Annotated in this window: 18 protein-coding genes; 8 read left to right on the top strand and 10 right to left on the bottom strand. The window is 68.5% G+C overall.

Annotation, left to right across the window (positions count from 1 at the left end; translation table 11 throughout):
• Positions 1–32 precede the first annotated feature (32 nt).
• Together ACUZ2Y_RS29635 and ACUZ2Y_RS29630 are read right to left on the bottom strand one after the other, a co-directional pair.
• The gene (locus tag ACUZ2Y_RS29635) at positions 33–599 is read right to left on the bottom strand and encodes a hypothetical protein (RefSeq protein ID WP_476325074.1); all 567 of its coding nucleotides are present in this window, start codon (positions 597–599) and stop codon (positions 33–35) included.
• 211 nt (positions 600–810) lie between these two features.
• Positions 811–2,352 (bottom strand): AMP-binding protein, encoded by a 1,542-nt coding sequence (locus tag ACUZ2Y_RS29630; protein WP_476325072.1) that lies wholly within the window; start codon positions 2,350–2,352, stop codon positions 811–813.
• Between the two features lie 185 nt (positions 2,353–2,537).
• On the opposite strand from ACUZ2Y_RS29630, the gene ACUZ2Y_RS29625 reads away from it, so the two are divergent.
• Positions 2,538–3,029: a TIGR02452 family protein gene (locus tag ACUZ2Y_RS29625; protein WP_476325070.1), complete on the top strand. Its 492-nt coding sequence runs from the start codon at positions 2,538–2,540 to the stop codon at positions 3,027–3,029.
• 33 nt (positions 3,030–3,062) lie between these two features.
• On the opposite strand, the gene ACUZ2Y_RS29620 is transcribed toward ACUZ2Y_RS29625, so the two are convergent.
• Positions 3,063–3,494 (bottom strand): OsmC family protein, encoded by a 432-nt coding sequence (locus ACUZ2Y_RS29620; protein ID WP_476325068.1) that lies wholly within the window; start codon positions 3,492–3,494, stop codon positions 3,063–3,065.
• 255 nt (positions 3,495–3,749) lie between these two features.
• Between ACUZ2Y_RS29620 and ACUZ2Y_RS29615 the strand changes: the two genes are divergently transcribed.
• Together ACUZ2Y_RS29615 and ACUZ2Y_RS29610 are read left to right on the top strand one after the other, a co-directional pair.
• Complete coding sequence (locus ACUZ2Y_RS29615; protein WP_476325066.1) at positions 3,750–4,916, top strand: endonuclease; 1,167 nt, start codon at positions 3,750–3,752, stop codon at positions 4,914–4,916.
• Positions 4,917–5,039: 123 nt separating this feature from the next.
• Positions 5,040–5,204 (top strand): hypothetical protein, encoded by a 165-nt coding sequence (locus ACUZ2Y_RS29610; protein ID WP_476325064.1) that lies wholly within the window; start codon positions 5,040–5,042, stop codon positions 5,202–5,204.
• Between the two features lie 3 nt (positions 5,205–5,207).
• Here ACUZ2Y_RS29610 and ACUZ2Y_RS29605 read toward each other — a convergent pair whose 3' ends face one another.
• Positions 5,208–6,806 carry a GMC family oxidoreductase gene (locus tag ACUZ2Y_RS29605; RefSeq protein WP_476325062.1) on the bottom strand — a complete coding sequence of 533 codons (1,599 nt, stop codon included), beginning with the start codon at positions 6,804–6,806 and terminating at the stop codon, positions 5,208–5,210.
• 104 nt (positions 6,807–6,910) lie between these two features.
• On the opposite strand from ACUZ2Y_RS29605, the gene ACUZ2Y_RS29600 reads away from it, so the two are divergent.
• Entirely contained in the window at positions 6,911–7,501 is a 591-nt protein-coding gene (locus tag ACUZ2Y_RS29600; protein ID WP_476325060.1) for a cysteine hydrolase family protein, read from the top strand.
• Between the two features lie 350 nt (positions 7,502–7,851).
• Here the strand turns inward: ACUZ2Y_RS29600 and ACUZ2Y_RS29595 are convergent, their stop codons facing one another.
• The 3 genes from ACUZ2Y_RS29595 to ACUZ2Y_RS29585 form a co-directional block, all read right to left on the bottom strand.
• Positions 7,852–8,877: a fatty acid desaturase family protein gene (locus tag ACUZ2Y_RS29595; RefSeq protein WP_476325058.1), complete on the bottom strand. Its 1,026-nt coding sequence runs from the start codon at positions 8,875–8,877 to the stop codon at positions 7,852–7,854.
• 240 nt (positions 8,878–9,117) lie between these two features.
• Positions 9,118–9,531: a DUF4267 domain-containing protein gene (locus ACUZ2Y_RS29590; RefSeq protein ID WP_476325056.1), complete on the bottom strand. Its 414-nt coding sequence runs from the start codon at positions 9,529–9,531 to the stop codon at positions 9,118–9,120.
• On the bottom strand, positions 9,528–10,118 hold the full coding sequence (locus ACUZ2Y_RS29585; protein ID WP_476325054.1) for a TetR/AcrR family transcriptional regulator: 591 nt from the start codon (positions 10,116–10,118) through the stop codon (positions 9,528–9,530). Before ACUZ2Y_RS29585 ends, ACUZ2Y_RS29590 begins: the two co-directional genes overlap by 4 nt.
• A gap of 172 nt (positions 10,119–10,290) precedes the next feature.
• Here ACUZ2Y_RS29585 and ACUZ2Y_RS29580 point away from each other — a divergent pair, with 172 nt between their 5' ends.
• Both ACUZ2Y_RS29580 and ACUZ2Y_RS29575 read left to right on the top strand, forming a co-directional pair.
• Positions 10,291–10,650: a YidH family protein gene (locus tag ACUZ2Y_RS29580; RefSeq protein ID WP_476325052.1), complete on the top strand. Its 360-nt coding sequence runs from the start codon at positions 10,291–10,293 to the stop codon at positions 10,648–10,650.
• Entirely contained in the window at positions 10,647–10,901 is a 255-nt protein-coding gene (locus tag ACUZ2Y_RS29575) for a DUF202 domain-containing protein (RefSeq protein WP_476325050.1), read from the top strand. The genes ACUZ2Y_RS29580 and ACUZ2Y_RS29575 overlap by 4 nt, the downstream gene beginning before the upstream one ends.
• A gap of 69 nt (positions 10,902–10,970) precedes the next feature.
• On the opposite strand, the gene ACUZ2Y_RS29570 is transcribed toward ACUZ2Y_RS29575, so the two are convergent.
• Positions 10,971–12,335 carry a phosphorothioated DNA-binding restriction endonuclease family protein gene (locus ACUZ2Y_RS29570; protein ID WP_476325048.1) on the bottom strand — a complete coding sequence of 455 codons (1,365 nt, stop codon included), beginning with the start codon at positions 12,333–12,335 and terminating at the stop codon, positions 10,971–10,973.
• Between the two features lie 136 nt (positions 12,336–12,471).
• Between ACUZ2Y_RS29570 and ACUZ2Y_RS29565 the strand changes: the two genes are divergently transcribed.
• Entirely contained in the window at positions 12,472–12,984 is a 513-nt protein-coding gene (locus tag ACUZ2Y_RS29565) for an ATP-binding protein (protein ID WP_476325046.1), read from the top strand.
• 167 nt (positions 12,985–13,151) lie between these two features.
• The gene (locus ACUZ2Y_RS29560) at positions 13,152–13,409 is read left to right on the top strand and encodes a hypothetical protein (protein ID WP_476325044.1); all 258 of its coding nucleotides are present in this window, start codon (positions 13,152–13,154) and stop codon (positions 13,407–13,409) included.
• A gap of 29 nt (positions 13,410–13,438) precedes the next feature.
• On the opposite strand, the gene ACUZ2Y_RS29555 is transcribed toward ACUZ2Y_RS29560, so the two are convergent.
• On the bottom strand, positions 13,439–15,442 hold the full coding sequence (locus ACUZ2Y_RS29555) for an EAL domain-containing protein (RefSeq protein WP_476325042.1): 2,004 nt from the start codon (positions 15,440–15,442) through the stop codon (positions 13,439–13,441).
• A gap of 133 nt (positions 15,443–15,575) precedes the next feature.
• Complete coding sequence (locus ACUZ2Y_RS29550; protein WP_476325040.1) at positions 15,576–16,397, bottom strand: SAM-dependent methyltransferase; 822 nt, start codon at positions 16,395–16,397, stop codon at positions 15,576–15,578.
• Between the last annotated feature and the right edge of the window lie 20 nt (positions 16,398–16,417).

The following is a 16,417-nucleotide window of genomic DNA, read 5'->3' as shown; positions in this document are numbered from 1 at the left end:
CCGCGAATCCTGAGCTGGCCGTGGTCGGCCTGCTACGCCAGCAGGAACGACGTCGCGTTGTAGCCGGACCTGCAGATGTTGTAGTCACTGCGCACCGCGGTGTAGGTGAATCCATTCGGGACGGTGCACGCCCAGATGCCCGCGCGCGGGACCGCGAGATGCAGAGACTCGGCGTAGAAGCCCGACCTGCAGGTGCTGTAGTTGTTGCGCACGTAGGTGTAAGTCCATCCCGCCGGAAGCGTGCAGGCGGAAAGCCCCTCGCTCGGAGTCGCCAGTGCGAGCGAGTCCGCGTAGTACCCGGATCTGCAGGTGCTGTAGTTGCTGCGCACCGCGGTGTAGGTCCACCCGGACGGCGCCATGCAGGCCCACAGGCCATCGGACGGCGTCTCCACATAAAGGGTGTCGGCGTAGTAGCCCGAAACGCACGTATTGTAGTCCCGTCGAACGGCGGTGTAGGTCTTTCCAGCGGGCAACGTGCAGGCCCACGTTCCCATCGCGCTGTACTCGCCCTGCTCCCCCGCCACCGCCGGGCCCGCCACCAGCACGGACGTGGTCACCACTGCGGCAAGGACACCCATCAGTCTTCGTGTGATCGACACGATTTCCTCCTTTGACGGCACGTCGTCTCGCGTATCGCAAGATCCCGATCACAGTGGCACGGACGCACCCGACCAAGATCTTCGAAAGAGCGCCAACCGACCGCCGGACAAGGAAAAGGGGTGCGGCGGCGGACCCGCTGGGGCCCCAGCGCCTGTTCCTTCCCGGCGTGAGCACCGCTACTTCGGTAGTTGTCAATGACAACCGACGTTGTCAGTGGATCCCCCGCTCCTGACCCGACCAGTACGGCTGGCGGAGCTTGAACTTCTGGATCTTGCCGGTGGCCGTGCGCGGGATCGACTCGCGGAACTCGACGCTGGTCGGCGCCTTGTAGCCGGCCATTCGCTGCTTGCAGTGGGCGATGATGTCGGCCTCCTCGGCGGTCGCGCCCTCCGCAAGCACCACCAGCGCCTTGATCGTCTCGCCCCACTTCTCGTGCGGGACGCCGATGACCGCGACCTCGGCGACCGCCGGGTGACTGAAGATCGTGTCCTCCACCTCGATCGACGAGACGTTCTCGCCGCCGGTGATGATCACGTCCTTCTTCCGGTCGGAGATTGTCAGATGCCCGTCGCCGGGGTCGATCGTGCCGCCGTCGCCGGTGTGGAACCAGCCGTCCTTGAGCGCCGCCGCGGTCTCCTCCGGCTTGTCCCAGTACCCCTCGAGCACCACGTTCGACTTCGCCAGCACCTCCCCGGAGTCCGACACCTTCAGCTTCACCCCGAGCGCGGGCAAGCCGGCTCGGGACAGCTTGCGGGCGCGCTCCTCACCAGACAGGGCGGCGTCGGCGGGCTGGGCACGGTTGAAGGTGAGCAGCGGCGAGGTCTCGGTGAGGCCGTAGATCTGCATGAACTCCCAGCCCAGCTCGTCGCCCACCCGCTGGATGGTCCGGCTCGGCGGCGGGGCGCCCGCGCAGACGATCCGCACCCGGTCGCGGCCGGGGATCTCGCCCTCCCAGGTCGCCGCCGCGTCGAGGACCGCGTTCCACACCGCCGGGGCGCCGCACATCAGGGTGACCCCGTGCTGGTCGACCCGGCGCAGGATCTCGGTGCCGTCGACCTTGCGCAGGACGACCTGCTTGGCGCCGAGCCCGGCCATGGTGAACGGCATTCCCCAGCCGTTGCAGTGGAACATCGGCAGGGTGTGCATGTACACGTCGCGCTCCCACGCCCGGGTGTGCAGGCCGAAGGTCAGCCCGTTGACCCAGATGTTGCGATGGGTCAGCTGCACGCCCTTGGGCCGGGCGGTGGTGCCGGAGGTGTAGTTGATCGTCGCCGTGGCGTCCTCGTCGGGGTGCGACCAGGGGCGCGGCTCGACGCCGGGACGCATCAGCTCGGACTCGGTCTGCTCGCCGAGCACGAACCGGTGGCGGGCCTTGACGCCGGACAGCGCGCCGTCGAGTTCGGGGTCGACGAGCAGGACCGACGAGCCGCTCTGCTCGACGACGTACTCGATCTCCTCGGGCTTGAGCCGGAAGTTGACCGGCACGCAGATCCGCCCGCTCATCGGCACCGCGAACAGCAGCTCCAGCAGCCGCGCCGAGTTGTGGCTGACCACCGCCACCCGCTCGCCCTCGCCGACGCCGAGCGCGTCCAGGCCCGCCTGCCAGGCCCGGACCCGCTCGCCGAGGCGGCCGTAGGTGGAGTCGGGCACCGGCAGGCCGGGCTGGTCCGGCTCGTCGACCACGCCGGCGCTGTCGGCGAAGCCCAGTTCGGCTCGGTCGAGGAAATCCCCGACGGTCATCGGTACCCGCATCACACTCTCCTCTTCCGCTTACTTCTGGTGGGGAGCCTGGAACAGCGGCTTGACGTACTTGAGTCCACCCTCTGCCGCCGCGTCGATCCGCGCAACACAAATCTTGCGGGTGAGGCCGTTGTCGCTCCAGCCAATCCGCCTGCCATGGCAGGGATCATTCGAAGCATGTGCGAGAGGGAGTACCCATGAGGGCCCAGCTGCGCGAGATCGCGCGCCGCACCGAAGACATCGTCCACACCGGACACTACCGGTCCCCTCAGGGTCGCGAGGTCACCTTCGCGGCCGAGCTGGCAGGAACCACGCGCTACGGGCCGGACCCGGTCCCAGTGCCGCACCTGGACAGCCATCGGCGCACCCACATCGAGGTGACCGGAGAAGGCAGCATCCAAGCCGCGCACCGACTGTCCGCGAAGCCGGATCCGGTGGCGGTGCTCAACTTCGCCTCCGCCCGCAACCCCGGCGGCGGCTGCCTCAACGGCGCGCAGGCGCAGGAGGAAGCACTTTGCCGGGATTCGGCGCTGTACACAACCCTGCTACGCGCACCCGACTTCTACGCCCACCACCGCGCGCACCCCAACGCGGGCGTGATCCGACGGCAGTTTCCCGAAGAGGTTGTCTTCGCCGTCCTCGACCGCACGGGCACGATCCGCGACGCTTTCGGCCGGACGTTCGCCTAGGTCCTGTCCTGTGAGTCCGGCACACGACAGGACCTAGGCCAAAGTGGCGTCCAGTTCGATCTTCACGCCGGTCAGCGCGGCCGACACGGGACACGTTTCCTTGGCCTGCTCGGCGACCTCAAGGAACTTCGCCTCGTCGGCGCCCGGCACCTCGGCCCGCACGGTCAGCAGGATCCCGGTGATCCCGAACCCCGCGCCGACCTTCCCGAACCCCACCTTCGCCGAGGTCTCCATCCGCGTCGGCGGGATCCCGGCGCGGGCCAGCAGGGCCGAGAACTGCATGCAGTAGCAGGACGAGTGGGCCGCGGCGATCAGCTCCTCCGGGCTGGTCTTCCCGTTGGGCTCCTCGGTGCGGGCGGGCCACGACACACCGAACGAGCCCAGCCCCGAGCTGTCCAGGTTCACCGTGCCCGACCCGCTCGCCAGGTCACCGGTCCATTTCGCGGTTGCCGTGCGGTCCGTCATGGCCGCGCTCCCTTCGTCGATGCGGTCACCGACCAGCGTTGGACACCGGACCCGCCTTGTCCACTCGACCGTGCGCGGCTACGCCTCGGGACCGCGGGGTACGGCACTCAATAGCTCCATAACAGCTCCACAGCGTTCACTCTTTAGTGGCGTTTTTGTGAGAATCTTTCCTCGACCGTGTCGCAACGGACACGGGGCGTCACCGGTGCTGGTGAAGTCGCCGGAGGCGTCAGCCGTCGGGGAAAGGGCCTCACCATGCTGACCAAACGCCGGACACGCTGGAACCTCTTAGGCCTGGTGACGGCCACCGTGGCCGTCACCATCGGACTGCAGGCCCCCACGGTCGCCGCCGCCGCACCGCTCACGGTCGCCCAGGCGATCAGCCAGCAGACCGGGGCGACGGCCACGGTTCGCGGCTATGTCGTCGGGCAGCCGACCGCGACGACCACGGTGGTGCGCTCCAACTTCCCGTCGGATTACGCGATGGCGCTGGCCGACTCGGCGAGTGAGACCGGCACCTCGCGGATGATCTACGTGCAGATCACCTCGGCGTTCCGCGCGAACTATGGGCTGCGGACCAACCCGAGCCTGATGGGCAGGCAGCTCGACGTCACCGGGACGCTGAGCGCCTACTTCTCCCACCCGGGGCTGGTTTCGACCACCGCGTTCGCGCCGTCCGGCAGCACGCCGACGACCACCACGACACCCCCGACGACCAGCACGCCGGGCGACTACGACGGCACGTACTACAAGACCGCGATCGGCAAGACCGGTCCCGCGCTGAAGACCGAGCTGAACCGGATCATCAGCACGCAGACCAAGTTGAGCTACGACCAGGTGTGGAACGCGCTCAAGGCGACCGACCAGGACCCGGCCAACAGCGCCAACGTCATCCTGCTCTACAGCGGCCGTTCACAGAGCAAGACCACCAACGGCGGCGACCCCGATGACTGGAACCGTGAGCACGTCTGGGCCAAGTCGCACGGCGACTTCGGCACCGCGACCGGGCCCGGCACCGACATCCACCACCTGCGCCCCGAGGACGTCTCGGTCAACTCCGACCGCGGCAACAAGGACTTCGACCTGGGTGGCTCCCCCGCCGCCGAGGCGCCGGGCAGCTACACCGACGCCGACTCCTGGGAGCCGCGCAACGCGGTCAAGGGCGATGTCGCACGGATGATCTTCTACATGGCCGTGCGCTACGCGGGCACCGACGGCTTCGCGGACCTGGAGCTCAACGACAGCGTCAACAACGGGACCGCGCCGTACCACGGCAAGCTGTCGATCCTGAAGCAGTGGAACACCCAGGACCCGCCGGACGCCTTCGAGAAGCGGCGCAACCAGGTGATCTACGACCAGTTCCAGCGCAACCGCAACCCGTTCATCGACCACCCCGAATGGGCCGACGCCATCTGGAATTGACGACAATCCCGTTGGGGGCACCCGGGTGGTGTCCCAACAGGACGTCGAGCACCACGACGGCCGCCGCGGAGGTGTCCGGCGGGCTGGTGACTGCTTCTCCGCACGGCACCGTGCGCGCCGATCATGACGATCACCGAGGGCGCGGTGCTGTACTGGAACACCGGTGAGCGCAGCAAATTCGACATCACCGCCAACGCCTACCCGATCGTCCTGCACCCCAACGCCGACTGCGCGACCAACGGCCTCTCGTCGCTCACCTCGGATCTCCTCGAAATGTTCTGGGAGTAGGCCTCAAGCCGAGGTCATGAACTGAGCGCAGTGCTCGCCGATCATCATCGCCGGCGCGTTGGTGTTGCCACCGACGATGCTCGGCATGATCGACGCGTCGGCGACCCGCAGCCCCTCGATGCCCCGCACGCGGAGCTGCGGGTCGACGACCGCGCGCTCGTCGACACCCATTCGGCAGGTGCCGACCGGGTGGTAGACCGTCGTGGCGCGGTTGGGCAGTTCGCGGGCCAGGGCGGCGGCGTCGGCATAGTCCGGCCCCGGTGAGAGTTCCGCGGTGACGTCGCCCGCGATCACCTTGGTCGCCATGATCTCCCGAACCAGCTTCATGCTTTCGAGAAGCAACTCGGAGTCGCGCCGCGCGGTCAGGTAGGCCGGGTCGATCAGCGGCGCCGCGGTCGGATCGGCGGACGCGAGCCGCATGGTGCCGCGGCTCTCGGGGTAGATCAGGGTCGCCATCACGGTCAGCGCGGGCCGCGGGTCGACCGCGTGCCGGATCGGGGCGTCCTGATTGGGGAACGGGTAGGACCACGGCAGGGCCAGCAGCTGGATGTCGGGCACCGCGCCGGCCTGGGAGCTGCGGACGAACCCGACCGACTCGAACACCGTGCGCCCCACCCAGGTCCCACCGGACACGGCCTCCTTGAGCACCCCTTTGGCGAAGTACGGCCCGGTTCCGCGGTGCTGCGCGCTTTTGGTCAGATAGGTCATCGGGACGAACATGTGGTCGTGCAGGTTGTCGCCGACCGGCAGGTCGGCCCGCACCTCGATTCCCTTGTCCCGCAGGTGTTCGGCGGGTCCGACACCGGAGAGCATGAGCAGCTGCGGCGAACCGAACACACCCGCCGACAGCACCACCTCACGGGAGGCGTGGACGACCTCCGGGCCGGACTTCGTCAGGATCTCCACCCCGGTCGCCCGACCGCCATCGATGACCACCCGGGACACCGTCACCCCGGTGCGCACCCGCAGGTTCGGCAGACCCGCGCCGAGATAGCCGATGGACGAGCTATAGCGCAGGCCGCCGTCGATGTTCTGCTGGACGACGCTCGCGCCTTCCTGCTCCTCGCCGTTGTAGTCGTCGTTCTTCTTGACCCCGGCGGTCTCGCTCATCGCCTCGATGAACGCTTCGGAGGCCGCGGTCATCCCCTGCTGCCGGGTGACTTTGATCGGCCCATCCGCGCCGCGAAGGTCGTTGCCGCCGTCGGCCCAGTCCTCCATGCGCTTGAAGCTGGGCAGGACATCGTCGAAGCCCCACCCGGCACAGCCCTCGGCGGCCCAGTCGTCGTAGTTGCGGCGGTTGCCGCGGACAAAGATCATCCCGTTGATCGAGCTGGACCCCCCGAGCACCCGCCCGCGCGTCTGCGGAATCCGCCGGTCGAGCGCGTTGGGCTGGGGGACGGAGTAATAGCTCCAATCCAGCCGCTTCTTGAGCTGAGGGATGTTGTGGAACACCGCGATCATCCCGGGTTTGCGCACCAGCCTGGACTTGTCGGCGGGGCCCGCTTCGAGGAGCACGACCTCGGCCCCGCTCTCGGCAAGCCGTCGGGCCACGGCACAACCCGCGCTGCCCGCGCCGACGACGACATAGTCAGGATGCTTCATGCGCCGACCTCCGGAGCCACGATGGACCCCCACACTAGAACACGTTCTAGCTTTAGCGGAAGCGTCCAGGTGTCAACACGGAAGAAAATCGGCATGATCCCCCCATGACCCTCGACCCGCGTCGCGTCGCCGTACTCGCCCTGCACTGGCAGGTCAACGTCATCAAGCCGGAGGGCTTCTTCGGCGGGATGCTCAGCGAACCCGTCACCAGGAGCGGCGCGGTAGACCGCGCTGTCCGGTTCCATGAGGCCATCGGGGTGCCGGTGGTCTTCACCAGATTCACCGTGCCAGTCGGCGAGGGCGGCCTGGTCCGCAACACCGCCTTCATGACCGCCGTCGGCGACGCCCAAGACTCCTTCCGCCCTGACACCCACGGCGCGGCCCTGATCCCGGAGATGACAGGGCAGGCCGACCACGTCTTCGACAACCAGAAACTGTCCGGCCTGGCGGGCGGCGACCTGCCGGACTGGCTGGCCGAACGCGGAATCGACACCGTATTCATCACCGGAGTGGCGACAAACCTGACCGTCGAACAAACGGCACGGCACGGGACCGACCTCGGCTTGACCGTCCACCCCGTAAGTGATTGCGTCACGGCGGCCACCGAGGAAGCCCACCTCGCGTCACTGGCCAACCTGGACCTGACGACCGCAGGCTGCCTGACCGCGGCGGAAGCCCTGGCCCTGCTCAGCTGAGCCACCCACACCCGCACACAGCTCACCCCAACGAGCGAACCTCCGGGGGAGAGCTCGTGTTCGTACACCTCCGGACGAGCAAGCCCTCAGGGACGGCTCTTCGCCCCTGCATTTCCCCCTTGCCCCTCGTCCTGGCCGCCTTTAATTCTCGCCAGCGGGGCACACGTTCTCCAGGCCCGAGTTCTCGTTGGCATCAAAGGGAAGCCTCAGGGGGCAGGGGGCAGAGCAGGGATTAAAAGCAGCCCTGAGGTTTGCGGTCCGGGGTGGGGCCGCGGGTGATGCGGTTGTGCAATGCCGCCCGGCTGGAGTGGTTGCCGGGGACCCTGTGGGCGAGGCCCCGTGTTTGCCCCTCAGACCGTCGCGGGTCGGGCTTCACGCAGCGGCGCACCAGAGTCGTGGAGGTGGCTGAGGACTTGTAGGTACGACTCGAGCATGCCGCACGCCAAGTAGGGAACGCCGATGCCCGCGCAGTAGTCCCGCACCATCGGTTGCGCATGCCGCAGGTTGACGCTCGGCATGTTCGGGAACAGGTGGTGTTCGATCTGGTAGTTCAAACCGCCCAGCAGCACGTCGACACCGTGGTTGCCGAGGATGTCGCGGGAGGTCAGGACCTGCTTGCGGAGGAAGTCGAGTTTCTCGTCCTTCGCCACCAGCGGCATGCCCTTGTGGTTCGGGGCGAACGAAAGGCCCAGGTGCACGCCCATGACGCCGTGGTGCACGAGGATGAACAGCACGGCCTTGCCCGGCGAGAGCACCATGAACACCGCCGTCAGGTACCCGGCCGTGTGGGCGACGAACAGGAACGCCTCCAGTCGGACCGCCTTGACCTCACGCTTCACGATGGCCTCGACGCCCGCGACCTTGAGCAGGACGCCCTGGGTCAGCAGCAGCGGGAGGAACAGGTACGCCTGGTAGGCCGCGATCCAGCGCAGCGGACCGGTCTTGGTGCGGGCCTGGTCGCGGCTGAACGCCAACGCCGGGATGTCGATGTCCGGGTCGTCGTCGTGGTTCGGGTTGGCGTGGTGGCGGTTGTGCTTGCCCACCCACCAGCCGTAGCTGATGCCGGTGACCGTGCCGCAGATGTAGCCGACCAGGTCGTTGTATTTGCGGGAGGTGAAGATCTGCCGGTGACCGGCGTCGTGACCGAGGAAGCCGAACTGGGTCGACACCGCCGCCACGCCCACCGCGAGCAGCAGCTGCCACCACGAATCGCCGAGCATCACGAAGCCGACGGCCACCGCGGCCAAGGCCAGCACGGTGATCGCCATCCTGACCGCGTAATAGCCGTATCGCCGGTCGAGCAGGCCCGCGGCCTTGATCGAGCGGGCGAGGTCGGCGAAGTCACTGCCTCGCCGTTCAGCCAGTAGTTCGGTCATCGTGGGCAACCTCCGTCGACGAACAGGACATCCGTGGCGAAGCCCGTCAGGGAATCGTTCTGCCGTCAGCGGTCGCCACTGCCAGCGACCATAAGGCCGAACCCGCTGCGAACCGAAAAACAGCGGCCTAACCCCAAGCGACAATCAGCGTTCGTGCGCGTGGACGACCAGAACGTAGTCAAAATCCCACACAGCCGTGGGCGGCGGGACGGGGCCCGCCGCCCACGTCTACCTCTCAGGCTAGCTGGTCGCGGCGGCGGCCACCGTTTCCGTTCGACCACGGTATTGGCTGTGGATCAAGAAAGCCGTCGCGAGAACGAGCGCCGCGGTGGCGCCGTGGATGCCGAACGCGGCGCCGGGCGACCCGGAATGCGACAGGATGATGACCATGTCGCCCGCCGGGACAATGGCGATGACGCCCATCGCGATCGCCAGCGCGCGCCGCTGTCCGGACGCCAGCAGCGCCAGCACGACAAGGCCCGACATGATGTCGCGGATGCCCTTGACCGCGAGGAACCCGGTGTCCTCCGGCCACGCGGGCAACCCGAAGCCCGGTGCGAGGGAGTGCGGGGCGATCAGGTAGCCCAAGCCGATGCCGATGATCGCGAGAGCGATCAGGATGACGAGACCGTTGGCCAACTTCGTGCTGGTCATGATGTTTCTCCAGTGGGGACGGCGCCGTCGAGTGCGGCGGTGACGAGACGTTCGGCGTAAGCGGGGTCGATCGGCATCCCGGTGAACAGGACGCGGTAGTAAAGGGCCCCGGCGAGCTGGTCGAACAGCACGACCGCGTCGGTGTCGGCGCGGAGTGCACCGCGCTGCTTGGCCCGCTCGATCAGGGCCAACACGAGCGCGTTGCGCCGGGTGAACACGCCGTGGATGAGCTCACCGATGTCGTCGTGCCGCGCCGCGGCGGCGGCGAGTTCGGCCACGAGCCCCAGCGACCGCGACCGGTTGATCGCCGCGACGATGTGTGTGAGGTAGTTGACCAAATCAAGCCGGATATCCCCCGTGTCGGCGACCGGATCGGCATCCTGCATCCGGGCGGTCACCGCGACGGCGAGGTGGTCCTTGGAGGGCCACCGCCGATAGAGGGTCGTCTTCGCGACCCCGGCCGCCTCTGCCACCGCGTCGATCGACAGTCCCGCGTACCCGCGCTCGGCCAGCTGGACGGCGGCTATGTCGAGCACCCGCGCATCCACTTCCGTATCGCGGGGACGTCCGCGCTTCGACTCGCTCATCTCGGCTCCTTTTCGCTACTCGAGTAGCGTAAACCCGGCCGGGCGAGTTTCGCAACCCTTGTTTCGTAATTGGCTACAACAGGCCGGTCCGCACGCCGCAGGCGACCAGTGTCCATTGAGGACTTAGTTGCTCACCGCGCAGGCACGCAATACGAGGTGGATGATCGACCGCATGGACGAACGCTGGCCGCACCAGGTCTACGGCGTCGGCGAGGACCCCGACGCGCGGTTCACCCTCGCCAACGAACGCACCATGCTCGCCTGGATCCGCACGGCCCTGGCCCTCATCGCCGCGGGCGTCCTGGTCGACGCCGTCACCCTCCCCATCGCCGACGGCCCCCGCCGCTGGCTGGCGGCGGGCTTGGTCCTGCTCGGCGCCATCACCGCGACCGGCGGCTGGTTCCGTTGGGCCCGCACGGAACGCGCGATGCGCACGGGCGCGCCCATGCCCGCGCCCACCTTGGGCGCCGTGATCGTCGGCGGCCTGGTGGTCGCGGCGGCGCTGGTGCTGGCGGTGATCCTCCTCCGATGAGCCTGCACGTCGAACGCACCGGCCTCGCCTGGGCGCGAACCACCCTGGCCCTCATCGGCCTCGCCGCCGTGGTGATCCGCCTGCGCATCGACCAGCCGTTCCTGGTCGGCGCCGCCACCGTCGCCATCGGACTGCTGCTGCTCGCCATGCTCCGCGGCAACCGGCGAGCCGACGGCGTCATGCCCGCGACCGTCGTCGGGCTCGTGCTGGTCGTCGTCACGGTCGAACTGGTCGGAATCCTCAGCGGCTGAGCCTGCCCGCGTTCGACCTTGCCCCGCCGCATCCGCTGCGGGTGGTCGCCGACCGGCACGCTGGAGACCTCACTTCATGAACCGGTTCGCCCGGTGCCAAGCGAAATACGGTTCGGTCTCGGGCCGGTGCGCCGAGCAGCGCAAGGTGCCCACCAGGTTCACGTGGTCGGCGAACCGGCCGCTCGGCATGGCCTCCGCCGTCCGGATCCAGCCGTCCTCGTCGACGGTGATGTAGCCCAGTTCGAAGAGCAGGTCGCACCCGAAAGCGCAGGCGGCCATCGCCACGTTGCGCAGGTCGCGCCGCTCGTCGTCGGTGCATGTGGACCGGGGCTTGATGTGCGCCGCGACCAGGTACCGCAGCGGAAAGACGTTCCCGCATAAGTCGCACGGAGCTGTGTCGGCGCTGCCCACGACCAGTTTCCGCAGCTCCGCCTGTTCGACCCGGCGGACCGCCTCGGTCATCTTGTCGAGTGTGTCCGCGGACAGCGCCCGGATGGTGACCTCGTCGACCGAGTCGAACACGGTGCGCATCTCGCTCATCGCCCGCTCGGGCTGGCCGTCAAGGCCGACCCGGCGCAGCAGCTCTGCCTGGTCGACCACATCCGACAGGTGGGCGTCGCACAGCACGAAGATCGCTTCGGCGAGGACCATCGGTGTGCCAAGCAGACCGGCCGCAGCCGCGGTGAACCCGGCTCGGGCGTCGGCGTCGGACGCGGTCGGCGGCCCTGTCAGACCGTGCGTCTCCCACAGCGCCGGGTCGCTGCCGACGTGCCAGAACGGGTACTGCGGTGTCGCGGTCGCACCGAAGTCGCGGAGCAGTTCGCCGACCCCGTCGCGAAACTCCGGCCAGTCGAACAGTCGTCCCCGGCTCGCCGCGAGCCGCCCGAATGCCCAGAGCAGTGCGATCGGCGTGTGCAGGGCGGGCTTTCCGCCCGCATTGTGGACCTTGAGCGACCTCAGCGACTCCATGAGATCGCCGACCAGCATCTGCGCAGCCAGCTCCCGCTCTAATCGCGGGCCGTCCGCGAGTTTGTATCCAGGAACTTCGAGGACCAGGCGCATGCGTTTGCTGTTGTTGCCCGCCTTCGGAGCGCCCTCGACCTGGCCGATCCGGCCCTGAGCACTGGTCAGCCGCCTGCGCAGCGCTTCGACGTCGGAGGCCGGGCTCAGCTGGATCGGGGCATCGGTGAGTAATCGTTCGTGGAGCGGCAGGTCGACAGTCTTCTTCGACTCCACGGCTGCGGCGACGATCACCGCCGACCGTTGGGCCAGTCGGCCGAGGATCACTACCAGCGCGGCCACGTAGTCCGGGTTGCGCGGCCCGTTCTTGGTCCTCCCACCAGCGCTTTCGAAGGTCATCGACAACTGCCCGTGGTGGTTCTCGACGGCGAACTCCGCGAGGAGCGGGGTACCGGAGTCTGTGTACGGCTGCACAGTTCCACCCTCCCCGATCAAGGTCACGGTGACGATTCGGTCAGACCTGGGACAGGAATCCGCCCCAGGGTGTCGGTGTCGCACCCGATCGTGGCACCATCTTGCGCACGCGCGGGCGGCACCTGAGGGAGATCGGATGAACGACCGGACCGAACAGGTCGATGACCTCCAGCTAGTCGCCCTGCCCAGTGCGATCGGCTGTGCCGAGATGTTCGTCCGGTTCTCGCTGACCGAGTGGGCGCTGCGGGACATGCGCGACGTCGCCGCGGAGGCGGCCAGGGTCGTCACCACGGCGGTCGTGGACTCGGTCAATCCGGCCGCCCCCGGGATGATGACCGCGAGGGTGCGGCTGTCCGGGGCGGACCTGATCTTCGAGGTCGAGTCGCAGCTGCCGGTGCCGACGCCCGCCATTCCCGGTGTGGCCCGGGTGGGGACCACCCAGATCGACCACGGCCGCTACATCGTCTGGTTCGCCCTCGCCCTGCCCAGCGGCATGAACGCCTCGGCGGTGCCGCTGCCCCGACGCCAGCGCAAGGCGTCCCAGGCCGCGCGGGCGGCGGTGCCCGACGAACCGACGACGACCGATCCGGACGTCATGCGGCGGATCTTGTTCGGCCTCAACGGCTCCCCCGACCAGCGTCGGCCGTAGGTATCTGGGGGCCGAAAGACCCCTCTTAAAAGTGTGTCGACGCAATCTGGTCACGCTATGTAACGTCAGCGGGGTGACGGTCCGATGCAACCTAATGACGGGGTCACGCATCTAACACCTCACCAGCTACGAATAAGAAGTAACCCACAGACCAGGGGGGACCCGAAATGTCCGAGCCACACGAACTGAGTTATCGCACCGTCGCCATGCTGCGAGCCGTCGCGGCAGGCCGCGCGCAGATCAGCTGCGGTCGCGAACCCGACCTCTACATCGACGGGGTTCCGTTCTGCGACCAGTTCAGCGCCCACACGCTGACCCACGACGGCTACATCGCCACGGGCACCGGCAGCTTCGGCCAGCTCGTCGCCGCCACGCTCACCGCCGCGGGCATCCGTGCCCTGGAGTCGGTGGCCGTCGCCGCATAGGTCCTGCCCTGCAAGTCACAGGACAGGACCTAGGCGACCACGTTCTCCAAGCTGTCGGGCTCGCCGAAGTGCGCGCCCACCGCCCGGTCCGCGCCCGCCCGCCGCCACCAGTCGGCCTGTTCGGCGGTGTCGACCCCGGGCACCAGCACGTCGCGGCCGGACTCGCGGACCATCGGCAGCAGCTCCAGCACGGACCGCACGAACATCGACTTGGGGTCCGGCGCCGTCCCGATCCGCTCGACCACCCGGTTGCCCAGCCGCACGGCGTGCACCGGGTGGTCTTCCAGGCAGGCGATGTCGCCGGGCGTCTGGCCGAACCCGGTCAGCACGATCCGCACGCCAAGGTCGAGCAGCACCGACACGTTGTCCTCGGCCTGCGGGTCGGCCAGCGCCGAGACCGGGACGCCCAGGTCCAGGCGGTCCAGGCCACCGGCCTGGCGCACGGTGCCCACGAGGTCCTGGTCGGCCGCCTGCTCGCCGGTCAACTCCACGTACAGCCGTGCGACGAGCTGGGCAGTCCGCTCGCAGGCGACGCCGAGCGCCCACTGGTCGACCGGGACGCTGAGCCCGGTGTCGCGCAGCAGCTCGCGGCAGCGGTCGTGGTCGAGGCGGCCGTGGACCGGGCTGTCCCAGTACAGCAGCGCCTGCACGGCCACGGTCGTGCCGTTCTCCAACTCCACGACCGGCCGGAAGTCCAGGTCGAGTTCGCCGCTCTCCCACGCACCCGGGATGGACGCGGTGAGCCGGAAGCGGTCGCGCGCGGCGAGGTCGTCAGCCTCGACGAGACTCCATTGCCTGCGCCCCGACGACTTCAGCCTGCGCAATGCGATGTCGGTGGCGCGCAACAGCTCCGCGGGCTCGGTGCCGGAGCGCGGTGAGCGCAGCACCGCGATCGACGCTGTCACCGCGATCCCCTCACCGTCCACATAGGTCGGTTCGGCCAGCGCCTCGTTGATGTCGGTGGCGACCGCGGCCACGTCGTGCCGACCCGGTGTCAGCAGGGCGAACTCGTCGCCACCGATGCGGGCGATGGCTCCCTCGCGCTCCTCGGCGATCACCGCGAACCTGCCCGCGATGGCGCTGAGCAGTGTGTCGCCCGCGTGCCTGCCGATTCCGTTGTTCACCACACCGAAATCGTCGAGTCCTATGTGGAACAGCGAGACGTCGGCCGTGCTGCCCATCGACTCCTCGAGCCTGCCCTCGAACGCCTGCCGGTTGGCCAGCCCGGTGAGCATGTCGCGGGTGCCCTGGATGCTGAGCCGGTGTTCGATCAGGTGCAGGTCGGAGATGTCCTCCACCATGCTCACGTGGTGGTCCGGCTTGCCGTCCCCGTCGCGCAGCAGGGTCACCGCGACCCGGACCCACACGGTGTCGCCGTCGGCGCGGATGAACTGGGTGCGCTCGCGGACCGTGTCGCACTCGCCGGCGAGGAGTTCGGCGTAGCGCTCACGCAGGAAGTCGGCCTCATCCGGGTGGAACAGGTCGTCGAGGCGCTTGCGGAACAGTGTCCCCTTGCGATAGCCCAACATCAGTTCGAGCGCCTCGTTGGCGCGCGCGACACCGCCGCCGAGGTCGCTGATCAGCATGCCCACCGCGGATGTCGCGAACACGTCCTGGAAGCGCGCCTCGCTGGCCTGCAGGTCGCGCTCGACGTTCTCCTTGGCCCGCACCAAGGCGTGCCGGATGTCATCTTGTTCGGCGAACAGCCGGTCGCGGGTGGCGGCGGTGAATCCCGCCGCCACCGAAGCGAGCGCGGGAAAGACGTCAGCCGGGGACACACCCTCCACTTCGGACAGTCCGGGGCCCAGTACGTCGATCGTGGCGCGGATGCAGCCCGCCTTGCCGAACCCGGACGCGACCAGTTCCTGGCCGATCTCCACCGCCGGGGCCAGATCGGCACCGGGGCGCACGCAAGCCGCGAGACGGGCGACGAGTTCGCCCAAGCCACTCTCGATGTCGTCGCGCGAGCGCGAGACATATATGACCTGGTTCAACGCCGCGGCCCATCTCCTGGCCAGCTCAGCACGGTCCACGGTGACCGTCCGAGTGGCGGATCATCGGTGTCCTTGTCGACTGCTTGCTGAACGATATGCGCCGGAGAGCTACCACTCTGCACCCGATCGGGTACATCGCGCTACCCGGACCTACACATAGCGGGCTTTTCGCTCAGCCGTTCGAGTGACCCACCGGCTTCTGGGCGACGCCCGCGTAGAGGTTCGAGCGTTCGGCGTCGGCGGTGTCCTCCGGCCGCTCGGGTCGCCACTCGGGGGTGAGGACCAGGCCGGGCTCGACCAGGTCGAAGCCGTCGAACATCCGGGTGATCTCCGCGTGGGTGCGCGGGAAGATGGGGTCCTGGCTGTTCTTGAACACCTCGACCGCGCCCGCCATGCCCGCGGGCGCGTGGTCCCACGTGAACGCCGAGAGCGCGAGGTAGCTGCCGGGGGCGACCGCGTCGCGGTAGCGGGCGGCGAGCGCCCACGGGTCGTCGCCGTCGGGGATGAACTGGACGACGCCGACCATGAGCAGGCCCAGCGGCTTGTCCAGGTCGAGCAGCTCACGGGTCCGCGGCGCCTGCAGGATCTTGTCCGGGTCCCGCATGTCGGCCTGCAGGACGGCGGCGTTCTTGTTGCCCTCCAGCAGGAGTTCGCTGTGCGCCACCGCGACCGGCTCGTAGTCGACGTAGACGACGCGCGCGTTCGGGTCGACGTCATGGGCGACCTCGTGCACGTTGCCCACGGTCGGGATGCCGGATCCCAGGTCCAGGAACTGGGTGATGCCCTGATCGAGCAGGTAAAGCACGGCGCGGCGCAGGAAGGACCGGTTGAGCCTCGCCATGTCGCGCGCGGGGACGACCGTCACCAGCTTTTCGGCCAGGGCGCGGTCGCCGGGGAAGTTGTGGCCACCGCCGAGCAGGTAGTCATACACCCGCGCGGCGCTGGGCAGTTCGGTGTTGACACCCTCGGGCACCCAGCTTGCCGTGTCAGTCACGATCCACCTCGGGATTGGGG

Source organism: Actinokineospora sp. UV203, assembly GCF_056323665.1.
Note: the sequence above shows the minus strand (reverse complement) of the source record. Positions and strands in the feature narration are given on the sequence as shown.